Origin of the sequence: Candidatus Symbiopectobacterium sp. (assembly GCF_020054415.1) — a bacterium.
Lineage (GTDB): Bacteria > Pseudomonadota > Gammaproteobacteria > Enterobacterales > Enterobacteriaceae > Symbiopectobacterium.
This window is the reverse complement of the sequence record NZ_JAHWCO010000030.1, coordinates 1-17,970: the sequence shown is the minus strand read 5'-3', so window position 1 is coordinate 17,970 and position 17,970 is coordinate 1. Positions and strand designations below refer to the sequence as shown.

The 17,970-nt window shown below is 59.6% G+C and carries 19 protein-coding genes and 6 pseudogenes; 3 read left to right on the top strand and 22 right to left on the bottom strand.

Annotated elements, in window-relative coordinates; translation table 11 throughout:
* Positions 1 to 85 (top strand): annotated as a pseudogene (locus tag QZ506_RS01045) (lipoprotein); the annotation flags it as partial.
* 54 nt (positions 86 to 139) lie between these two features.
* On the opposite strand, the pseudogene QZ506_RS01040 reads toward QZ506_RS01045, so the two are convergent.
* The 11 genes and pseudogenes from QZ506_RS01040 to QZ506_RS00990 all read right to left on the bottom strand — a co-directional run.
* A pseudogene (locus tag QZ506_RS01040) lies at positions 140 to 2,029 on the bottom strand (conjugative transfer ATPase); the annotation flags it as partial.
* A gap of 101 nt (positions 2,030 to 2,130) precedes the next feature.
* Entirely contained in the window at positions 2,131 to 2,523 is a 393-nt protein-coding gene (locus tag QZ506_RS01035) for a TIGR03751 family conjugal transfer lipoprotein (RefSeq protein ID WP_291968424.1), read from the bottom strand.
* Positions 2,523 to 2,891 (bottom strand): hypothetical protein, encoded by a 369-nt coding sequence (locus QZ506_RS01030; RefSeq protein WP_291968423.1) that lies wholly within the window; start codon positions 2,889 to 2,891, stop codon positions 2,523 to 2,525. Before QZ506_RS01030 ends, QZ506_RS01035 begins: the two co-directional genes overlap by 1 nt.
* 9 nt (positions 2,892 to 2,900) lie before the next feature.
* Positions 2,901 to 4,400: a TIGR03752 family integrating conjugative element protein gene (locus QZ506_RS01025; protein WP_291968422.1), complete on the bottom strand. Its 1,500-nt coding sequence runs from the start codon at positions 4,398 to 4,400 to the stop codon at positions 2,901 to 2,903.
* On the bottom strand, positions 4,390 to 5,340 hold the full coding sequence (locus QZ506_RS01020; protein WP_291968421.1) for a TIGR03749 family integrating conjugative element protein: 951 nt from the start codon (positions 5,338 to 5,340) through the stop codon (positions 4,390 to 4,392). The genes QZ506_RS01025 and QZ506_RS01020 overlap by 11 nt, the downstream gene beginning before the upstream one ends.
* Positions 5,340 to 5,999, bottom strand: a complete 660-nt coding sequence (locus QZ506_RS01015; protein ID WP_291968420.1) for a PFL_4703 family integrating conjugative element protein — start codon at positions 5,997 to 5,999, stop codon at positions 5,340 to 5,342. Before QZ506_RS01015 ends, QZ506_RS01020 begins: the two co-directional genes overlap by 1 nt.
* Positions 5,996 to 6,352 carry a TIGR03750 family conjugal transfer protein gene (locus QZ506_RS01010; protein WP_291968419.1) on the bottom strand — a complete coding sequence of 119 codons (357 nt, stop codon included), beginning with the start codon at positions 6,350 to 6,352 and terminating at the stop codon, positions 5,996 to 5,998. Before QZ506_RS01010 ends, QZ506_RS01015 begins: the two co-directional genes overlap by 4 nt.
* 12 nt (positions 6,353 to 6,364) lie before the next feature.
* Positions 6,365 to 6,751: a TIGR03745 family integrating conjugative element membrane protein gene (locus QZ506_RS01005; protein ID WP_291968418.1), complete on the bottom strand. Its 387-nt coding sequence runs from the start codon at positions 6,749 to 6,751 to the stop codon at positions 6,365 to 6,367.
* A 31-nt stretch (positions 6,752 to 6,782) separates the two neighbouring features.
* Complete coding sequence (locus QZ506_RS01000; RefSeq protein WP_291968417.1) at positions 6,783 to 7,025, bottom strand: TIGR03758 family integrating conjugative element protein; 243 nt, start codon at positions 7,023 to 7,025, stop codon at positions 6,783 to 6,785.
* A complete protein-coding gene (locus tag QZ506_RS00995; protein WP_291968426.1) occupies positions 7,025 to 7,372 on the bottom strand; it encodes an RAQPRD family integrative conjugative element protein in 348 nt (115 codons plus the stop codon). The genes QZ506_RS01000 and QZ506_RS00995 overlap by 1 nt, the downstream gene beginning before the upstream one ends.
* 117 nt (positions 7,373 to 7,489) lie before the next feature.
* Complete coding sequence (locus QZ506_RS00990) at positions 7,490 to 7,849, bottom strand: hypothetical protein (protein WP_291968416.1); 360 nt, start codon at positions 7,847 to 7,849, stop codon at positions 7,490 to 7,492.
* A 133-nt stretch (positions 7,850 to 7,982) separates the two neighbouring features.
* Here QZ506_RS00990 and QZ506_RS00985 point away from each other — a divergent pair.
* Together QZ506_RS00985 and QZ506_RS00980 are read left to right on the top strand one after the other, a co-directional pair.
* Positions 7,983 to 8,816 (top strand): annotated as a pseudogene (locus tag QZ506_RS00985) (RNase A-like domain-containing protein).
* A 3-nt stretch (positions 8,817 to 8,819) separates the two neighbouring features.
* A complete protein-coding gene (locus tag QZ506_RS00980; RefSeq protein WP_291968415.1) occupies positions 8,820 to 9,140 on the top strand; it encodes a contact-dependent growth inhibition system immunity protein in 321 nt (106 codons plus the stop codon).
* 83 nt (positions 9,141 to 9,223) lie between these two features.
* On the opposite strand, the pseudogene QZ506_RS00975 reads toward QZ506_RS00980, so the two are convergent.
* From QZ506_RS00975 to QZ506_RS00925, 11 genes and pseudogenes are all read right to left on the bottom strand, one after another.
* Positions 9,224 to 9,951 (bottom strand): annotated as a pseudogene (locus tag QZ506_RS00975) (TIGR03747 family integrating conjugative element membrane protein).
* Complete coding sequence (gene traD, locus QZ506_RS00970; protein WP_291968414.1) at positions 9,944 to 12,091, bottom strand: type IV conjugative transfer system coupling protein TraD; 2,148 nt, start codon at positions 12,089 to 12,091, stop codon at positions 9,944 to 9,946. The pseudogene QZ506_RS00975 and the gene traD overlap by 8 nt, the downstream one beginning before the upstream one ends.
* Complete coding sequence (locus QZ506_RS00965; protein ID WP_291968413.1) at positions 12,084 to 12,572, bottom strand: hypothetical protein; 489 nt, start codon at positions 12,570 to 12,572, stop codon at positions 12,084 to 12,086. The genes traD and QZ506_RS00965 overlap by 8 nt, the downstream gene beginning before the upstream one ends.
* A gap of 10 nt (positions 12,573 to 12,582) precedes the next feature.
* On the bottom strand, positions 12,583 to 13,155 hold the full coding sequence (locus QZ506_RS00960; protein WP_291968412.1) for a restriction endonuclease: 573 nt from the start codon (positions 13,153 to 13,155) through the stop codon (positions 12,583 to 12,585).
* Positions 13,155 to 13,676, bottom strand: a pseudogene (locus tag QZ506_RS00955) (integrating conjugative element protein). Before QZ506_RS00955 ends, QZ506_RS00960 begins: the two are co-directional and overlap by 1 nt.
* Positions 13,677 to 13,681: 5 nt before the next feature.
* On the bottom strand, positions 13,682 to 14,317 hold the full coding sequence (locus QZ506_RS00950) for a transglycosylase SLT domain-containing protein (protein ID WP_291968411.1): 636 nt from the start codon (positions 14,315 to 14,317) through the stop codon (positions 13,682 to 13,684).
* Positions 14,296 to 15,018: a TIGR03759 family integrating conjugative element protein gene (locus QZ506_RS00945; protein WP_291968409.1), complete on the bottom strand. Its 723-nt coding sequence runs from the start codon at positions 15,016 to 15,018 to the stop codon at positions 14,296 to 14,298. The genes QZ506_RS00950 and QZ506_RS00945 overlap by 22 nt, the downstream gene beginning before the upstream one ends.
* A gap of 11 nt (positions 15,019 to 15,029) precedes the next feature.
* Positions 15,030 to 15,782 carry a hypothetical protein gene (locus QZ506_RS00940; protein ID WP_291968407.1) on the bottom strand — a complete coding sequence of 251 codons (753 nt, stop codon included), beginning with the start codon at positions 15,780 to 15,782 and terminating at the stop codon, positions 15,030 to 15,032.
* A pseudogene (locus QZ506_RS00935) lies at positions 15,779 to 16,441 on the bottom strand (PilL N-terminal domain-containing protein). The gene QZ506_RS00940 and the pseudogene QZ506_RS00935 overlap by 4 nt, the downstream one beginning before the upstream one ends.
* A 138-nt stretch (positions 16,442 to 16,579) precedes the next feature.
* Positions 16,580 to 17,017: a DUF29 domain-containing protein gene (locus tag QZ506_RS00930; RefSeq protein WP_291968405.1), complete on the bottom strand. Its 438-nt coding sequence runs from the start codon at positions 17,015 to 17,017 to the stop codon at positions 16,580 to 16,582.
* Positions 17,018 to 17,150: 133 nt separating this feature from the next.
* A complete protein-coding gene (locus QZ506_RS00925; RefSeq protein ID WP_291968425.1) occupies positions 17,151 to 17,687 on the bottom strand; it encodes a single-stranded DNA-binding protein in 537 nt (178 codons plus the stop codon).
* Positions 17,688 to 17,970 lie beyond the last annotated feature (283 nt).

The window sequence follows — 17,970 nt, the reverse complement described above, 5'->3', positions numbered from 1 at the left end:
TCAGGTGGGTGAAGCCATGGCCATGGTCAAAGCGCTTAACCGGATCACGCTATTAGGAATGCCGAACAGTATTCGCATCACGTAACAATCGACCCGTATGGGGCGCAGTCGTCACAAGTTCTGATTTATTCAACAAAGCCATCATCGCCCTGTCGGCGCGCTTAAGGTCAGCCTCTTCTTTCGGGTCACCGCCGGTGATCATCATGCGCGCGGAGATTTCCATTTCACCGAGAATGTCACGTTTGTCATCCTCGCCCTCGTCGTCCGTGTCGATATCCGGCAGGTCGCTCTCATCCACGGCCTGGGCGGCCAGGCCTTCTTCCACCAGTTTATGGGCGTCGGCAAACGGCGGCAGGCTGACACCGCTCCCGGGTTTGACGCTGATTTTGTTCACCGTCAGCCCGAGGCTGTCAAAGAAGTCGGCCAGCAGGCCGAACGAGTTCCCGGCCTCCGCAATAAACAGCCGCGGACGGTGGACGGCCATCAGCTGGGAGAGCGCGGCACACAGCGTGGCCGACTTGCCCGCCCCGGTCGGGCCGAACAGCAGCAGATGCGCATTCTGGGTACGGTCATGCTTGTTGAGCGGATCGAATGTCAGGATATCCCCGCCGCGGTTGAAAAAGCTGAAACCGGGATGCCCCGTGCCGGTTTCCCGCCCGGTCACCGGCAGAAGACCGGCCAGGTGCTGAACCCAGGTCAGACGGGTGTACCAGTGTTTTTTGTCGCTGTCGGGGTTAAAGCACATCGGCAGCGCCCGCAGCCAGCTGTTCAGCGGCCCCTCTTCAAATTCCGGACGGACCGGCTGCAGGCCGGCCCCGAGCAGCACGGTCGACAGTTCCAGCCGTTTACGCTTCAGGCTGGTCATGTCATCGCCCCGCAGCAGGAAGGTGATCCCCGCCCGGTACAGCTTGTGCCGGTTGCACAGGTACTCCTTGACCGTCTTCACATCCTGGCGAACGCGACCCGATTCGGTATTTTCCCCAACCGCATTTTTCGACAGCCGGTTGAACTGCTCCTCAAGCCGGTCCTGGGGTTGGACCACCACGGTCATGCACACCATGGTCCCTTCCGGAAACATATCCATCAGTGCATTAATTTTCTTTTCACCCCGGCTTTTCTCCCCGGTCAGGGTGCCCGGCTCCGGCGGCGTACGCAGTTTTTCCACCGCCACCGCGCAGTGTGGCTTGTTATCAATCCACCACACGCCGTTTTCCGGGTCTGACACCGGCGGCGTGAACCACAGGGTTTCGGCAAAATCATTGCTGACCGGCACGGTGCCTTCGGGCGTCTCACGCGGGCCTGCGTAGGCCGCCTGACGATAAAGGGTGGTCTTCTCCACCCAGTCCGGTGACGGATTGAACAGCCGCAGCAGCCAGCCATGCACCTGCAGGCCGTTCTGCCGGGTGCAGCGGATCCCCGCTCCGCCCAGCGCATTCACAACCCGGTCGCACACCTGGTTGAGCATCGCCACCGGCGGCATCGGATCCCGGGTTTTCCCCAGCCAGCGATAAATCACCATCCGGGTGCGGCGCTGCTGGCCGCTCCAGGGCTGGCCGGTAATCAGCGAGTCGGTGAAAAGTCCCTCAGGCCGGGAGATACTGCGGATATGGCGCTCCATCTCACCCAGCCAGGCGTCGGTAAATGCCGTGCGCTGCGCATGCGGTCTGACATACCCGCGCAGCCTGTCGAGGTACGCGTCAGTGTCGTCCTCATCCTGGCAGAAGAACTGCACCACCCAGGGATTCACGTCATGTTCATCAAAGCTGTCCTGAAGCGCATCCTCCACCGAGTCACGGATCTGCTCCAGACGGTCTTCGGTCCGCCCTTCGGTGGCAACCGGCGTCACATCATAGACCGCCCCCACCGATACACCGTCATCGAGCAGAAGACACTGCTCTTCATCGAGAAACTCCGCCCAGGGCAGGAAGTCAATGATGGAGGGATTTGCATGATAAATTTTTGCCTCATCCTGGTGGGTCATTTTCCCGGGACGCGTCAGGGGCTGCCGGCCCTTCACGCCCGCGTTCAGGGCCTCATCTGCCTGAACGGACTGAGCGTCATCAGCCGGCGACGGCCGGTCAGGGGAGGAGGTGCGCGTAAACAGTTAAAACATTACAGGGCCTCCGTGCGCTAGCCAGGCATGGCATACTGCGTCTGGCTGTAGAACGGAAACACGGTGCTGTACCACGGCACCGGCGTGTTACCGTCGGCCAGATGGGGATACAGGTACATCACCATGCCAGGGTTGGGCAGCCGGGGAAACTGCTGCGAAATTTCACTCTCCTGGGTCCGGCTGTAGCTGCGGTCGGCCTGCGCGTCCGCCTGCGTTTCGCTACCCGTCAGCGGACGGCGCAGCGTGTCCCGGGCCTCTGCAGACTGGCGGGCGGTACTGCCACTACCGTCCGCACCGTTCCACAGTTCAAGCATGGTGTTATCGCCCGCCGGCAGCATTTCCTCCTTGGAGGTTGAGCAGCCGCTGAGCACTGAACAGGCCAGAGCCAGAATGAAAACCGTTCTGTACATTACCGGTATCTCCTTTGTGAGGCGGCCGGTTCATAGCCGCTACATATAAAAACAAATGCGCTGACATTCAGCAGGTGCGCCAGCTCCTGCAGGGACATATAAGGGCAGTGAAGCCGGCGCGAAAGTTTCGGGCTGTACCACGATACGGCACAGTCGCAGGCACTAAGCGGCAGGGAAAACCGGCCGGTATCCAGTAAAAGCCGGCCCCGCTGCCAGCGCAGTGAGGGCAGACGGGCAGGCAGCAGCGCCACCGGACGCAGCTGCAGGACGGCCGACGGCGAGGGCCGCACGTCAATGTGCCAGCCCGCGCCATCGCTGAACGTCCGGCACACGGCTGACATCGACAGAAGCGTCATGTGTCCCGTCATGGCCGTCACTCAGTCCAGTCCGCCGCTGTCGCTGACGCCACCCGGCACGGTGAAGTCATAGCGCACCTTGCGGCCCTTATCTTCATAATCAATGGCCAGCTGACGGGTGATATGCACAGCGAGACGGGCCCCCGGCGGCACATAAATGGCATCAAACGTCATCCCGTACCGCTGTTTGATCCAGTCCGTGGTCTCCGACATGCCGCCGGAAATGGCTTTGCCCAGCGCCGCCTGTCCGGCGTCGCCGGTCATGGTGGAGGAAATCCCGTTGACGTTGTTCTGCGTGGTGTACTGCCCCTGGCTCAGTGCATCTCCTGCCGCACCAGCCGCTGACAGGCCAAAGATGGTCGGCAGATAAGTGGAGGCGTTGGACTTACGTTCGCCACCGATGCACGGGATGCCGTTTTCATCCGAAATCCAGCCGATACCGCCACCGGTGCCGGTATCCTGTTTAGCCGGACTGTTGTTATTCTGCCCGCCGCTGTTAACGGCCTCAGGTTTCGGGAGGGTGCGCACCGTACCGTCGGAAAAGACAAACGTGACGCTGGTCACCTGGCCGCGCACGCAGGACAGCGTCCAGTCACCGCTGGCCGTCCCGGAAACGATGGCCCCTTCAACGTCCGGCAGCTCGATGCCGTTCGCCGTCAGGTTATCCTTACCGATGAGCACCTTGAACGGGTAAGGGTCTGTCACGGTACCGTTGATCGGTACCCGCCCCAGCAGCGCCGTCATGGCGCGGCTGCCGACCAGCGTGGAGTTTTCCGGCAGGGTGTACACCGGCTCGGCGCTCTCTTCCGCCCCTTTCTCATTCGTGTGCCCCTTCACTTTCTGCTCATAGGCCGCTTTCTGGCGGGTCAGCTCATTGTCACCCAGAAACGAGGTCGGGAACTGAGGTGATGCCTTGCCGCTGGCCGCGTCACGCGGATCCGTCTCTTTCTGGTCCGTCGGCGTGACCCACATCATGCCGTCACTGCCCTGAGACGCCCCCCCGCCGGTGCTGCTGCCCATGCCGTCCAGCCCCAGCCCCAGCGGGATATCGCTGTCTGCCACCTTTTTCCCGGCGTCGGGGTGTTGCAGCTTGTCGGTCAGACTCTGGATTTTCGCCGTCAGACTGAGCTGCTCATCCTGCAGCTGTGCCTGGCGTTTGTCGTACTGCTCGCGCAGACCGTTCACGGCTTCATTCACCTGCCCTGACACGTCCTGGTTGCGCTTACGCAGGCGCTCGTTCTCCTTCACTAACTCAGCATTCTGTTTATCCAGCGTTTTCTGACGATCCCGCACATCGTTCAGCCGCCCGATGAGCGTACGCAGCGTGTCCTCCGGCGTGTCGCCTTCCACGCCCAGCGCCTTCAGCTCATCCGGCGAGAGGTTTTGCAGGGCACCGCAGCTTTGTTTTGCCTGCGGTTGTTCTGCCGGTTCGTTTTTGCAGCTTTTGAGCCCCACGGCCAGCCCGGCAATCACCACTGCCGGCACGATAATCTTCACCAGGGCATTGGATTTAATCTGCATGGCGGGCCTCCTCTTTTACTGCACGGGCCGCTTTGCGCAGCGCAGACGGTTCAGCAATAAACGCGCTCTCCGGACGTCCGGCGGTCACCACATACACCGTGGTGGTGTCTTCCGGCGTGCCGGCAGGACCGACCCAGCGGTGCTGGAAGGTGGCGGACACAAACTGCCCCTGCAGCGCACGCTGATCCAGAACGACCTTACGGCCGCCGGTGTTCGTGAGCCTGAGTGCCACCACGCTGCGGTTCGCCACCCCCCAGGCCGCCAGCGGGGTGACCGTCACCGGCTCAGAGGGATACAGCGTGCTGACGCGTCGCGGCAGATGCGGGTTGACCGGGTGAATACCGGGCACCGCCTCGACCGTACGGGCCGGCGCATAAAGGCTCTGGGCGGCATAGCGGGTCAGCAGCACCGGAATGGGGGCGCTGTAGCGGATTTTTTTACGCCTGGCCTGCGTGCTGTCATCGCTGCCGGTCGGGGCAGGTGAGCCTGAGCCGGAAGCAGCCCGGTCTGCACCACCTGACTGACCGGCCGCATCAGACGCCTGGCTCAGCGTGCTGACATCACCGCTGTAGACCAGCCGGACCGGTTCCGTCGGCCCTTTTTCACCGGCGGCGAGATCAAACAGCAGAACCTCGCCGCTTTCCACATCCTGCAGCTGCACCCGCGTCTGCGGGAAAGCGCTGTCGGCTTTCAGGTAGACGGCACCGCCGGTGCTCTGCACCCGGAGTTTGCCGTTAAGTGCCGGCGGAAAACCCACGCGGACGTTTTTGTCCACAAAGACCACCCGCTCCTGCCCCACCTTCAGGGGGATCTGCAGCGGAATACGCTCCCATTTCATCAGCTCATCTGCGCCGGCAGGACGTGAGACCAGTATCGCCAGGGGCAGCAGGGCGAGGGACAGCGCCATCAGCCCGGCGCGGGCGTGGGGATTTTTATTCATCACTGAAACACTCCTGACTTCTGCGGTTTAGGTGCAGGCGGTGCCGCCTCCAGACGCTGGGGCACACCGGCATAACAGTCCAGCGCCAGACCGAACGGGTTGCGCTCCGCATCACCTTCCCAGCGCACCACTTTCAGCGGGTAACGCACCAGGGCGCGTTTCACCGGCTCGGCATGGAAATATTCATCGGCCACCACGTCCAGGCGGGCAATCCAGTGATCGCGATCCTGTACGGTCACACTCTGTGACTGGTAACCGCGGCCGGGCAGTTCATACACCACGCGTACGCGGTCAGTGAGCTCCCCGGCGTCACCGCGTTTTTTCGCGTCCGCTTTCAGGAAATCCTGACAGGACGGCGTCAGATACGGCGACAGCGCATTGATTTTGGCGGAATAGTCCACCTCGCCATTTTTCGGCCAGGCATTGAGCTGCTGGAAGATATAGAAGGCGAAAGAGTAAACGGTCGGGGGTGGCACCTCCCACCAGGGGCGCGTACTGCCGCTGCGTAAATCCGGCGGGTTATGCACGGTCAGCTTGCTGGGTGCCAGCATCCAGCCCGCACAGGCAAACATAAGAAAAAAGGCGAGCACAGCGCAGGCGATGCGCAGCGTCTGAATATGCTGGTCGCGGTCTTTTACCGCATGGCGAAAACGGCTCATGAGGCTCTCCTGTTACGTTTCACTGACCAGCCCCGGGCATCCACAATCAGTTTCGGATTACCCATTCCCAGCCGGCGCTTTTTGGTCTCCAGTCGCTGCCAGAGCCAGTTCTCAGGCTTACCGCGCTTGAGCCTGGCCATCCAGCGGCCGCCAAACCAGACCAGCAGCAGGGGCATGACCAGCAGGCCGGTGGGAACAACAACCCAGCTGGCCAGCGGGATAAACGGCAGTGACAGGAGCAGACCCACCCCCGCGCCGGCAAGGGCTGCCAGCCCCATCTCATGGGTGGTAAACCCGCGAAACACCACGGGCTCACTGTTGAGACGGTCAGGGAGAAAACGAATGGTCTGCATCGTCGTGGACTCCTACAGCAGAATGTCGGCAGACTTGCCGATCAGCCAGATAACGGTAACCAGCACCACCACCCCCACCACGATAATGGCGCCGAATTTGGTCCAGGTCGCCCGCTCGTTACGGACTTCGGTGAAGGTGTGCAGGGCGGCAATGGCGACGTTAATAAAGGCAACCGCCGCCACGACCAGACCCCCGATGACCAGACCATCCTGAATGTAACCCTTGATTTGTCCGGCCAGGCCGCTTCCGCCACCCGATGTCGGGGGCTCAACCTGGGGTAAATCAGCAAAGGCCGGTTTGCAGGTGAGCCAGCCCAGGACAGCCAGCGTACCGGCGCGGGTCAGCGCACGGCTGCCAAGACGGCGCAGGCGGGCAACAACAGACTCAGATTGGTGCATGAAATGTATCTCCTGAAATGTTTTGAATGGGTTAACTGGCGAACATCCAGATACACGCGAGCAACAGCAGCACGACGCGGATAACAAAGCGCCCCAGCGCCGCATCCCGCACTTTGGTGTTACTCCAGCCGGTCCAGACATCCGACAGCCCCCACGCGGCCCACAGAAAAAGAAACGCTATCAGTGCCCCGATGCTGAGCAGGTGAAGAATGCTCAGATCAAGGCTGCCGGAGCCGGCCTTAAACGCGTTGGTTTGCTCGGGTGTCGTGGGCATCAGGGCCGTTCCCGCCGGTAATTACCGGCCACAAAAGACGGGTCACGCGGTTGCGCGCGGGAGGGCTCCAGATAGCGGTCGATACCGCTGCGGATGGTGTTGAGATCGGATGTGGCCTGAGGGTAATCAAAGAAAAAGCGGCCACGGTCAGCCGGGTCGGCCTGTGCTGCCGCCACGCGGGCCCGCTCAAGCGACGCCTGCACCTGGCCCAGCTGACGCTGAACAGACGCAAGCTCGTCTTTCTCGGATGCCTGTGCAGCAGCTGACGCCAGACAGGTCAGCAGTACCAGGCCGGTGATGCCCGGGACACGACGGTTGCGCCGCATGGCCGGACGATTTGAGTTCATACGCACCTCCAGAAGGATTAAGGGGTGCGGACAGGATGCGGAAGGGGAGAGGACGGGTCAGCGATAAACCCTAAACAGGATTTTGAAAATTAATCGATAAGGCGGCCCGGGTCGGATTTATTCATCATATTCCGCGGCGACCCAGGTGCTTCCCCCTTTTGATGTCGTCACGGTTGTGACCGGAAAGATATGCCCTTCCAGGCCTTTTTCTGAAAAATCGATCCCGCCGTCTTTGGGGGTATATCGTCTCGTTCCATCCCCCTGGCGGAACGCTGACAGCCTGTAACGCTGCGAATTATTGAGAGACGTCATATAACAGACAAGATGGCCGACCGTGGATTTACTGGACCATATTTTGAAATCCAGCCGGGCCTGCCATGTTCCCTCGGGTATATTTTTCCAGTCATATTCTTTAGGTTCGAAGCCTTCCCGCAATGCCATATCGTAGGTCAGGCCTCTCTTTGCCTCTTCAGCCATATTCTTGTTCCCCTTTTATTCATTCAGTTTTAAACGTAATAAAAACAGACCTGATGTGACACAGCAAGTTATCCGGAGATAAGCTGTATTATGTTGTTTATAATTCGGACATCTGATAAGGGAGTACAGGATCATGAGTGATACGAATGGCCTCAGAATTGCCCTGTCACCGGTGCAGCTGGCAGCCACACTTTCAGAAAAAAGTATCAGCGAAGGCGAAACGCTCAGCAACCGTTTATGGGGCGGACTGGGTCTCGCAGGCGGCGTGGTGGAAATGTTCGGTGCCGGTGTGATGTGCGTGGTTCCGGAGCCCACAATGTTAACCAAAGCAGGGTGTGTTGTCGTCGGCACGCACAGCCTTGATACCGTCTAGGCTTCATTTCGCCAGATATGGAGCGGCAGACAGATAAATACAGATACCTACAATTCAGCGGTTCTGCTGGCAGAATCGCTGGGTGCCGATCGCGATACGGCTTTAAAAGTCGGCATGACAGTGGATCTTGCCATTCCGGTTGGGTTCTCCGTGGCAGTGGGAGCTGTACGTGTTGTCGCCGTCAGATCAGGGAGAATAAAACTGGCGGAACATGAATCAGTCACCTGTCAGCACCCGGGCGGCCATACTATCGAAAGGCATATCGGTAAAACACCTGAAGAGCTTGCTGCCAGACTTCAGCGAAGGCCGATGCTGCCTGCAACCAGCTCATTCAGAAACCTTGACGAGGCTGAAATTCTCACGACAAAAGTGCTGAGAGCACATAAAAATGAGATAGAAATGTTCGTCAAATTTCAGCCCAAAGGTACCCCATGGCGGAAAAAGATATCCATGCAATTCACACAGCCCACCGGGATTGTGATGAAAAGAGGAAGCTCAGAAGCCAGAAACTGTTACCGTGTTGAAGTGTGGCTGGAGCTTACTGAGTACAACGGTAAGCCTTATTTTATACTGACATCGATGCCCCTGGAGTGAATGATGAAACAGCGTGATAAATCACTGGAGCTCGATAATCTGGTCTGTAATTATTTCGGGCATGATTACGACCTGATTGATGACAGTGAGGCACTCCAGCCCAAAATTGACGCCTATAACCGGCAGTCGGGAAAGGCGATGCAGATGGCGCTTCTCGAAGACATTGACGATTTTCTGGCTCTGAGGGATACGCTGAATCTGGCCTTCAGTAAAAGATATGGCGTGTATTTCGATCCGTTGCTGTGGGGCATCACCCCCCATGATTTCCTGGTTCTGGTCAGGGAGCAGGTAAACATCGCCTTAGCACACCCTCAAAAAAACTGACGCGCCAGTAACGGTCGTTTCGTGGCTTGTCTGCTGACGGCAGGCGCGCAAAACGCGTTTTCCACGCCTCCGTTCAGCGCCGGTTAAAGATACTTCTTGAACGAAGCCGTGGTCACGGTCACAGCGATCCCCAGCAGCACAGCCGCCGGCAATAACAGCAGATTGGGGTAAACCGCCGTGGGCCAGGAAAGATACAGCATGGCGGGCACCACTGCTGCCGGTTTGACCAGCTTTTTGGCATGGTGATAGACAAAGGAGCTCTCGTACCCCGCCCCTCAACCAGCGCCACCACCACGACCAGCACAAACAGCGGCACGGACAGCACCAGGATGGTGACGCGTACCAGGGTGATAATGCTGATCCAGACCGTGGCCAGCAGGTATTCACGCAGGTAGCCGGCCAGCCAGCCGCTCCAGCTGTTGATTTCCCGGGTGACGGCATTGTCACTGTGCATCTGGTGCACATACTGCTGCCGGACCCAGTCCAGAAAGCCACTGCTCACAAAGGCCCACTGATACGCGGAGCTCACCCAGCGCACAACCGTCACCGATGGCTCAGACAACAGCAGGCTCCGGGTGAACTCCGTGGACAGCCACCCCAGCTCGGTGTTCATGACCGCTTCACTGTGCGCCGCCCCGGCCTCCGGCCAGAAGAAGGCGATGCCGATATATTCAATCAGCAGGCTCAGCAGCAGCGAGGACAGCACCACACCCACCAAAGCCCACGGCCAGCCCCAGAGCAGATTATACAGCATGCCGTGTTTGCGCTCCAGCAGCGTCTGCTGCTGTGGGGGACGTTTTACCTCAGCCATTCTCGCCTCCCGTGACCGGCACGTTCAGGACCGGACCGTCCCGCCACCAGGATTCACCGCTGTGATAGCTGTGCCGCATCTCCTCCGCGATTTTTTCAATACTTTCCGGCATCAGCACATCATCAGCATCCCCGGCAGGCAGCGGCATGCGAATTTTCCATAGCTGCCCGCCCTCCAGCAGGGCAAACGCCTGCCCTTTCGGCAGCGTCACGATATCGGCCGGCTCCAGCAGCGGGACTTTTACTGTCCCGACGCGATCCTGGGTGCTTGAGGTGAAGTCCTGGTCAGCGTTGACATCTGCCGTGTCCTGGTGCCCGGAGACCAGCGTTTTGGTGTAAATTTCCACCTGCGGCAGCTGCGTGGTCAGCAGCTCGGCGGTGCGGTTTTCCCTGACACGCAGCATAATCAGGTTGTTAAAGTTACCCTGTACCTGTACCTGTACCTGTACCTGTACCTGTACCTGTACCTGTACCTGTACCTGGGCCGTCTTGGCCGCATTCCCGATGCGTGCTTCAATATCAGAAGAGGTCTGGGTGTAGGCCGTCACCTGCATGCCGGCACCGCCCCCTTTGTTAATGAGAGGGATGAACTCATCCCCCATCAGCTCGTTGAACTCATCGCAGTGCAGGTTAATCAGGGACTTCCCTTCTTTCCCGCCCGGCAGGCCCGCATTGATACCGTGTTTATAGATATGGCCGGCCACGCTCACCAGATCGGCGAACATGGAGCTACCGACCGCGCTCGCCACCATACTGTCGCTGAGCGCATCGAGTCCCACATAGACCACGGCCTTTTTACGGATGATCTGCTCCCAGTCAAAAATGGGCCGTGAGTCATCCATATCGAGATAATCAGGGGCCAGCAGTTCAGCGGTCTTGCAGGTGGTCAGTTTTTCCAGCAGCGGCAGCAGGGAGGCCACGATTTTGTCAAAGTAAGTGCGGTCATAACGCACCGCTGAGCGCAGCCCGTCGAGGATGGGATCATAGAGCTTCTTGCCTTCTTCTGAACTCAGGGCAACCTCGATGGCCCAGATGCGTAACGCATCTGGCTGTCCCTGCATATTACGGGGCACGTCATCCTCGCCCAGCACCTGCTGATTATTCTCAATCTGCGTCTGCAGAGCCGGCAGTTGCTCATGAATGATTTTCTCAGCGTAGCGGATATAGAGATCGGCGATATTGTTCACGTAGCGCATAATCAGCGTGTAGTCAGGGCGCTCCCCCAGGGCGACCAGCGCACGGGCAATAATGTTGACGAACCGCCAGGCAAATTCACGAAAGGCGGCATTATTGCCGTCCCCTGAAAGCTGACCGGCCACGCGTGAAGCCACCTCTGACACGCGGCCAAAACGCCCGACGGCATTGTAACGGGCTGAAATTTCAGGCCAGCCAAGATGAAAAATATACAGCTCGTCCCCGCGCCCGGCGCGGTGGGCCTCTGCCCAGATGCGTTTCATCAGGTCTGCGTCGCCTTTCGGATCAAACACGATGGTGACTTCACCCCGCCGGATATCCTGGGTGACCAGCAGCTCTGCCAGCCGGGTCTTACCGACGCGCGTGGTGCCGTACACCACCGTATGACCAACGCGCTCTCCCAGGGCCAGGGTGACATCCTTTTCGTCGGGCTCGATGCCGTGCAGCGCAGGATTCCCGCCCACCGGCGGTAACGGCCGCACAGGGTTCAGCGGTGTATCGGCACTCAGCAGCTTACCCAGCCAGGGCAGACGGTGCTCTGTCAGCATTTCAGGCTGACGCGCCCCCTGGTAAAAGCTGTTCGGCTGCAGGTAACGGGCCACTTCCGGGCGCAGCGTATCCTGCAGGCGCTGGGTGTGTTTCTGGGTCCAGCAGAAACCCCGCCCGAGAAACAGACGACGATGGCTGACGGGGATCTGTTTAGTGCTCATGACATAGCGCGGCAGGCGGCGGAGATTCCGGCGGTAGCGAATAATCTTCATCCCCTGATGGGTGAGGGTGACAGCCAGCGCCGCAAACCCGGCGGCTGTGACATAGCTGACAGAAGGTGCCAGGGCAACAGCCCAGGGTGCCTGCACACAGACATATGCCGCCATGCCCGATACCACGGCGGTATTCAGCTCCACGGCAGGACGCAGCAGGGCTTCAATGACGTAACGGTTACTCATCGTCTGCCTCCTTTAATACTTTACCGTCGGCCCTGAGGGTATACGTCCCCTTTGCGGAGCCGGCTTCCCTGCAGCGCTGAGAGTGGTAATGCAGGGCATTCGCCAGTAAGCGCCAGAGCACATACAGAACATTCGACAGAAAGAGAAAAACGAACCATACGGCCCGCAATGACAGCAGGTAGTTATTCACAACGGTTTCTGTGGAGACGGCAGTAACGGTGTAGGCTGCCAGCGTTGCCTCAGGCGGAGCCGCATTATCAGGCACCGGGCAATCCTCCCACATGTAGTGTCCGGGCGGCGCGGTGCGCCATGCCGTTGCCTCCTTCTGCAGCTGGTCGTTCAGGTCACTGACCGGATGGCCCAGAACAAGCCAGGCGAGCAGGACTGCACCGCCGAAAGCGGCAGGCAGGAACACGGCATGACGAAATAAACAGAACAGAAGCCACAACGCGTAACGCAGGCTGTTCAGGATGATGTGCATAAGAGATTCCTCAGAGAGACTGCCGGACGTCCTTCCCGGCGAGAATGTCCAGCAGGCGTTGCCCGCTGATGATGCGCAGACGTGGTGACGCCGTACGCAGGGTGCGGCTCATCTTTCCGGTGCGGCCCGTGTGGACAAACAGCCCCCGGCGGCCGGACTGCAGGAGAAGCCGGTCAAAGTCCTCAACATGTGCGGGGGAAACAGCACGGCTGTACCGTTTGGCCTGGATAAGCCAGTACTCACCGTCGATGATGACCTGACCATCAAGGCCGCCGTCACCGCTGTAGGAGGCATTCCGCACCACGGTCAGCCCCTGGCGTTCAAAGGCAGACAGCAACAGCTCTTCAAAGACATACGGGCTGATTTTGCGCAGATAAGTCAGGCGCTGTGCATCCCCCGGCAGGCGGGTCAGCTTATTCAGTACCCGGTCCGCCGTTGCCCGGTATCGCCGGTGACGACGGGTGCTGGCGTTCTCACGACGGCGCAGGTTCAGAAAGGCCATCACCACCAGGAACAGGATGGCCAGCATGGCACTCCCCACGGGGTGCCCGGTCAGCAGACCGTTAAGCGGTGTCGCGACCATTACGGCCTGACCTGCTGCGTTAGGCCGGTATCGGTGATGAGTACTGGATAATGTGCAATCTGCAGGCGACGGGCCAGCTCGCTGCCGGAAGCCGGGGCCAGGCTGACACCGGGTGCCAGCTCCCGCAGTTCACGCACGGCAGTCATGTCCGTGACGTTGACTATCATCCCGGCCGCATGCTGTTCAGCCAGTGCGCCGGCATTCGCCTTCAGCCATTCACGGGACAGGGCATCATCCCCGACCAGAAACAACGCCCCGATGCCGGGCAGCTGCAGCTGCCGGACGGGAATGCTGCCCGGGCGCAACTCCGGCGTGAACACCGGCAGCATGGCGGCCTCGCCCTGCAGCACGGGTGACGGGCGTGAAGGTGCGGTGTCGTTTTCCGCGCTCATGCCGGGCTGTTTATTAACGGCCTCAAAATACGGCGCGGTATCCTAACCGCCCAGGTCAGCAATGACGTTCAGGTCAGCATGGCTGGCCAGGGGAAGGAGTGTTAAAAGCAGTAACGAAAGCATTTTCATTAGGGTTATCTCCCTGGTTCAGTCCAGACGAAGCCTGGGTCAGGGGTGAGCGCAGCAACTGATCGGGGCGCTGCCGCTGCCGGCGCAGCAATACGGGGAGAAGGGCTGATTTTTGCCAGATGCCCTCTCACAATGGCGCGGTAACGTGCAGCAGGCTGGCCACCTGCGGGATGGTGGTAGCAGCCGGCCGCATCCAGCCAGCTGCCGGGCCTGCGCGCCCAGCACTCACGCAGAATGGTGGCGGCGGCATTCAGGTTGGTGTAAGGGTCAAACGCATCCCACGTCGAGGCAAAATGATGACCGTTCCAGCCCAGATTGACCTGGGCAATACCGACATCAATGCGCTTCAGCGGGTGACGCTTCACAAAGACCTGCAGCGCCTGCCAGGCCTGCAGGCGCGTCTCATAGCGATACCCCTTCCCTGCCACATTGATGGTCCAGGGCCAGGGCCGCACGCCGCGGGGAAGTTTGCGCGAAGACTCGCTCAGGGATACCGAGTAAAGCGCTTCAGGAGGCACGCCGTGCGCCGTGGCCACGCGGACGTAACCCTCCGGCACCGTCTGGTCAGCATGGCCGTCAGGGACGGCGGCCATCAGTACGCCCAGCGCCAGTGCGCCGGTCAGAATGCTGCGATTGCCCATTTACCGTCTCCCGCCTGCTGCAGTAATACCAGCATCAGGCCGTTACCAAAGCGCATCCACCTGCCACCGTCGTGGTTCAGCGTGACCTGGCGCTTGCGGACCTTTTCCACGGGAATGTGATGGTCCCGCGCCCAGCTGCGCAGCACATCATCACCGCCCTGGCTGTCGACCAGATAGATATCCACCGGCCGGTTATCAGCCAGCACGGCAGACAGTTTTGCGTCGCAGGTGGCGCAGTCCTTTGACCTGACGAACAGTGCCAGCCGGCCGCCGCTGTCGTGCGCCATGCCCGAGGCGTTCCCCATATTGACCGGCAGTGCGCCCGGATACAGACGCTGCCAGGCCGCGTTCACCTCACGCTGGAAATCAAGCTCCTTCTGGGTGCGGGCAAACTCTTCTTTCACCCACTTTTCCGCAAACTTACGGCGCTCTGCCGGCGTCTGCGCCTCAATACCCAGGGTGGAAAGCGGATCGAGGCCCGGCGACTGGATACCGCGGGGGCCCTTCATCAGCTGCTGATACCGCTGATAATCGTCGGCACTGAGCCCCCACTGACCGGCCTGCTGCTGCAGGTTTTGCTGTGCGGAGTCGGCCCGTTGTGTTGACGCCTCCCGGCTGACATCCGTCTGCCCGGATGTGGTCGCGGCCTGGGTCAAAGGACTCAGCAGCATGGCGGCTAAAAAGGTGTGTTTCAGTTTCATCATTCGCTCCGTTATTCTGCCCTGAGCACGGTCAGGCGGCCGTTAACCCGAAACGTCGCCTCACCGTAACCGGCACTGACCAGCGTCCAGCCGGCAACGGTTTCGCCCGTCCCGACCAGCGTCACCTGCGACAGACTGCTGTAACCCCGGGGGGCGATGGCAGCCCAGGAATCATTCCCCCTCGTCTCCACGCCCGTCAGCACAAAAGGCGCGCTGCGGGCCACGCGAAGGGACGGAGCAGCACGACGTGTGTCAGCAGGACGGGGCTTTTTTGCCGCCGGTTCAGTTTTTTTAACCGGTGCGGCGACAGGTGTGGCGGGTGCGGGGTGTGTTTTCAGAGCTGTCAGCTGCTCAGTGAGCGCATTGAGGCGGGTTTCAAGCCCCTGCTGTGCGTCCTGAAGGGTTCGCAATGACTGACGCACGGCCTCATCGCTGCCGGCCTGTTTCGCAGCAGCGCTGAGCCGCTGTTGCACCTCGCCGAGATTTTTCCGCGTATCCTGCAGACCGGCACTGAGCGTGGTCACGTCTGACTGCAGGGCCGCGACCGTCTCAGCAGAGGCCGCTGTACTGCCCTGAGATTCAAGACGCGTCAGGCGCTCGTCGAGATTCGAGATACCCAGACTGAAGGCGGTGTAGCCCAGCGCCAGAATGCCGGCAAGCGCCATACCGCCGGCAGTGCCCAGGATGAAGCGGCGGCCGGGACGCCAGCTGAATTTTTTTCGGGCCGGCGCGGGGTCCGTATGGAAGGGTTGCTGTTCGCTCATTTTCCCAGAAACCCTCCGCTGACAGGTTTAACGGGGACGGACTGAGGGGCGCTGATGACCGGTTGTGACGCTGCTGACGGCGCAGGCACGTACCCGCTGCTGACCGGCGGCGGAAGCTGGGAGACCGGCAGCTGATAGCCGTCGCGCAGGCTGTGGCAGACCACCCGCTGCACATCGTCCACTTCCAGTTGCTAGGCCGGACCGGCCAAGACCTGCAGGGCACTGCGCAGGCGCATCGGGCCCAGCTGGTACTGGACTGCCGGCAATGCCTGGCGGTAAAGCACGCCGTTGGCGGTGCCCGTCGCGCACAGGGAATAACCGGACTGGCGCAGGGCGTAACGCAGCGCATCCGCCACGGTAGGGTGCAGGGATGACGGGATGCGGATATCAATAATCTGCGAGAGAGGGTCGCGCTGGGCAGCCTGCGGATCGGTGCTGACCAGCAGGTAACGATCATAGCGCACCACCTCCGGCGTCCGCGCGTACTCGTCCGGCGAGACCGGCTGAACGTTGCGGGTGACGGTGGTGCCGGGTGTCGGGTCGGCAGGCGCACGCTGTTGAAGCTTTTGCGGCTGGGCAACACAGCCCGCAAGAAACAACAGGGGAAGAACCGTGGCAAGCCTGCCTGGTGACGCTTTGTGAGGGGTATTACGTTTCATCCGGATTTTTCCTGTACAGTGATAAAACAGCCCTCACTGTGCGGAATCGGTCCGGTTTCACTCAATTAACAACTGATTTTCCGTGGATGAAAAAAAACGCCACCCGAAAGGATGGCGTTGCGGTGAACCAGACAGTAATCAGTCCGGGTAAAATTCACTGCTGAGAATAGTATCTGATGTCCAGATGCTGTCCTCAGGAAAGATATCGAGACCAATGCCAGTTTCTTTGGAAGCATCGGCGCGGGCGTCAAACCAGGCATCCGCAAGCCATTCAGGATCAGAAAGCGCATTTTTGAGGCTTGGCGTCTTGTTAAGACGACGGACAATCAAATCACGCTGTCCTTTAATGGTTAACTCCCAGCTTTTACCACGATGGGTAGGCTGAAACTTCCATTTAAGAAGGTGGGCCAGTAAGACAGCCATACGGCTGGCCAGCTCACGCTTTTCACTTTTGCCCACGTCTTCAATCTCCTCGGCGATGTTTTCAATATCAATCTGACTGAGCTTTCCGGCACGCAGTAAAGCTGCCTGTTCACTGGCCCAGGCAACAACGTCTGAATCGTAACGTGCGCCCATACAAGCCTCCGTTAGTCAAAAAGTGAAGAAACCGCCGGAACAGATATGCTCCGGGGATAGCATAAGATGCAACAAAAAAAGTTGCTTCCTGAAGTTTGTCAGAGACAGTCATTACAGTCAAAGCTCCGTTAATTCAGAGTGCATGGATTGCCGATTTTGGTACTCCATACCCGAAGCCAATGAACGGTATATCATCGTCAAAGTCCATCGGTGGCGCACCGGCACTGCTACCGGAAGCCTGCCCGCTGTGAGTCGGGCCTGAAGGTTGCTGAGGCTGCCCCCAGTCGCTCCTGGACGACGCGTTCTGACTACTACCAGACCGGCGGCCACCAAGCATCTGCATAGTGCCACCAATGTTAACCACCACCTCTGTGGTGTATTTCTCCTGGCCGGCCTGATCGGTCCATTTGCGTGTGCGCAGCTGGCCCTTGATGTAAACCTGGGAGCCTTTGCGCAGATATTCACCCGCAATTTCTGCCAGCTTGCCGAAAATAACCACCCGGTGCCATTCGGTCACTTCTTTCTGTTCACCGGACTGCTTGTCGCGCCAGCTCTCAGACGTGGCCAGAGAAAGGGTGGCAACTGCACTGCCGTTGGGAATATAACGCACTTCAGGATCCTGGCCGAGATTGCCGACAAGAATCACCTTGTTAATGCCGCGTGAGGACATAATCATTTCTCCTGTAGGGAATAAAAGAAACACCCCGCGAACGGGGTGTGTCAGGTGCGCATCAGAATGAGTTTTCTGCGTAGTTTTGTTGTGCAGCAGAGCCATTCTGCGGCGGCACGGAGTCAGATTTTTCAGTCTTGTAGAGGCTTTGTTGAATAATAGGTAATCATGCTGTTTTTCCATGCCAGTTTTGGTTGAAAATGCTTGTCATCTCAGGTGTACACTTTTCTCATGATGCCTAACTGCATGATTTTACGTTGCGAGGATCCGTCGTTTCGCTGGG

Bases quoted from the DNA above. Each gene is read 5' to 3' on its own strand.
- QZ506_RS01035 (WP_291968424.1), bottom strand. From the start codon at position 2,523: ATGTACAGAACGGTTTTCATTCTGGCTCTGGCCTGTTCAGTGCTCAGC.
- QZ506_RS01030 (WP_291968423.1), bottom strand. From the start codon at position 2,891: ATGACGGGACACATGACGCTTCTGTCGATGTCAGCCGTGTGCCGGACG.
- QZ506_RS01025 (WP_291968422.1), bottom strand. From the start codon at position 4,400: ATGCAGATTAAATCCAATGCCCTGGTGAAGATTATCGTGCCGGCAGTG.
- QZ506_RS01020 (WP_291968421.1), bottom strand. From the start codon at position 5,340: ATGAATAAAAATCCCCACGCCCGCGCCGGGCTGATGGCGCTGTCCCTC.
- QZ506_RS01015 (WP_291968420.1), bottom strand. From the start codon at position 5,999: ATGAGCCGTTTTCGCCATGCGGTAAAAGACCGCGACCAGCATATTCAG.
- QZ506_RS01010 (WP_291968419.1), bottom strand. From the start codon at position 6,352: ATGCAGACCATTCGTTTTCTCCCTGACCGTCTCAACAGTGAGCCCGTG.
- QZ506_RS01005 (WP_291968418.1), bottom strand. From the start codon at position 6,751: ATGCACCAATCTGAGTCTGTTGTTGCCCGCCTGCGCCGTCTTGGCAGC.
- QZ506_RS01000 (WP_291968417.1), bottom strand. From the start codon at position 7,025: ATGCCCACGACACCCGAGCAAACCAACGCGTTTAAGGCCGGCTCCGGC.
- QZ506_RS00995 (WP_291968426.1), bottom strand. From the start codon at position 7,372: ATGAACTCAAATCGTCCGGCCATGCGGCGCAACCGTCGTGTCCCGGGC.
- QZ506_RS00990 (WP_291968416.1), bottom strand. From the start codon at position 7,849: ATGGCTGAAGAGGCAAAGAGAGGCCTGACCTACGATATGGCATTGCGG.
- QZ506_RS00980 (WP_291968415.1), top strand. From the start codon at position 8,820: ATGAAACAGCGTGATAAATCACTGGAGCTCGATAATCTGGTCTGTAAT.
- traD (WP_291968414.1), bottom strand. From the start codon at position 12,091: ATGAGTAACCGTTACGTCATTGAAGCCCTGCTGCGTCCTGCCGTGGAG.
- QZ506_RS00965 (WP_291968413.1), bottom strand. From the start codon at position 12,572: ATGCACATCATCCTGAACAGCCTGCGTTACGCGTTGTGGCTTCTGTTC.
- QZ506_RS00960 (WP_291968412.1), bottom strand. From the start codon at position 13,155: ATGGTCGCGACACCGCTTAACGGTCTGCTGACCGGGCACCCCGTGGGG.
- QZ506_RS00950 (WP_291968411.1), bottom strand. From the start codon at position 14,317: ATGGGCAATCGCAGCATTCTGACCGGCGCACTGGCGCTGGGCGTACTG.
- QZ506_RS00945 (WP_291968409.1), bottom strand. From the start codon at position 15,018: ATGAAACTGAAACACACCTTTTTAGCCGCCATGCTGCTGAGTCCTTTG.
- QZ506_RS00940 (WP_291968407.1), bottom strand. From the start codon at position 15,782: ATGAGCGAACAGCAACCCTTCCATACGGACCCCGCGCCGGCCCGAAAA.
- QZ506_RS00930 (WP_291968405.1), bottom strand. From the start codon at position 17,017: ATGGGCGCACGTTACGATTCAGACGTTGTTGCCTGGGCCAGTGAACAG.
- QZ506_RS00925 (WP_291968425.1), bottom strand. From the start codon at position 17,687: ATGTCCTCACGCGGCATTAACAAGGTGATTCTTGTCGGCAATCTCGGC.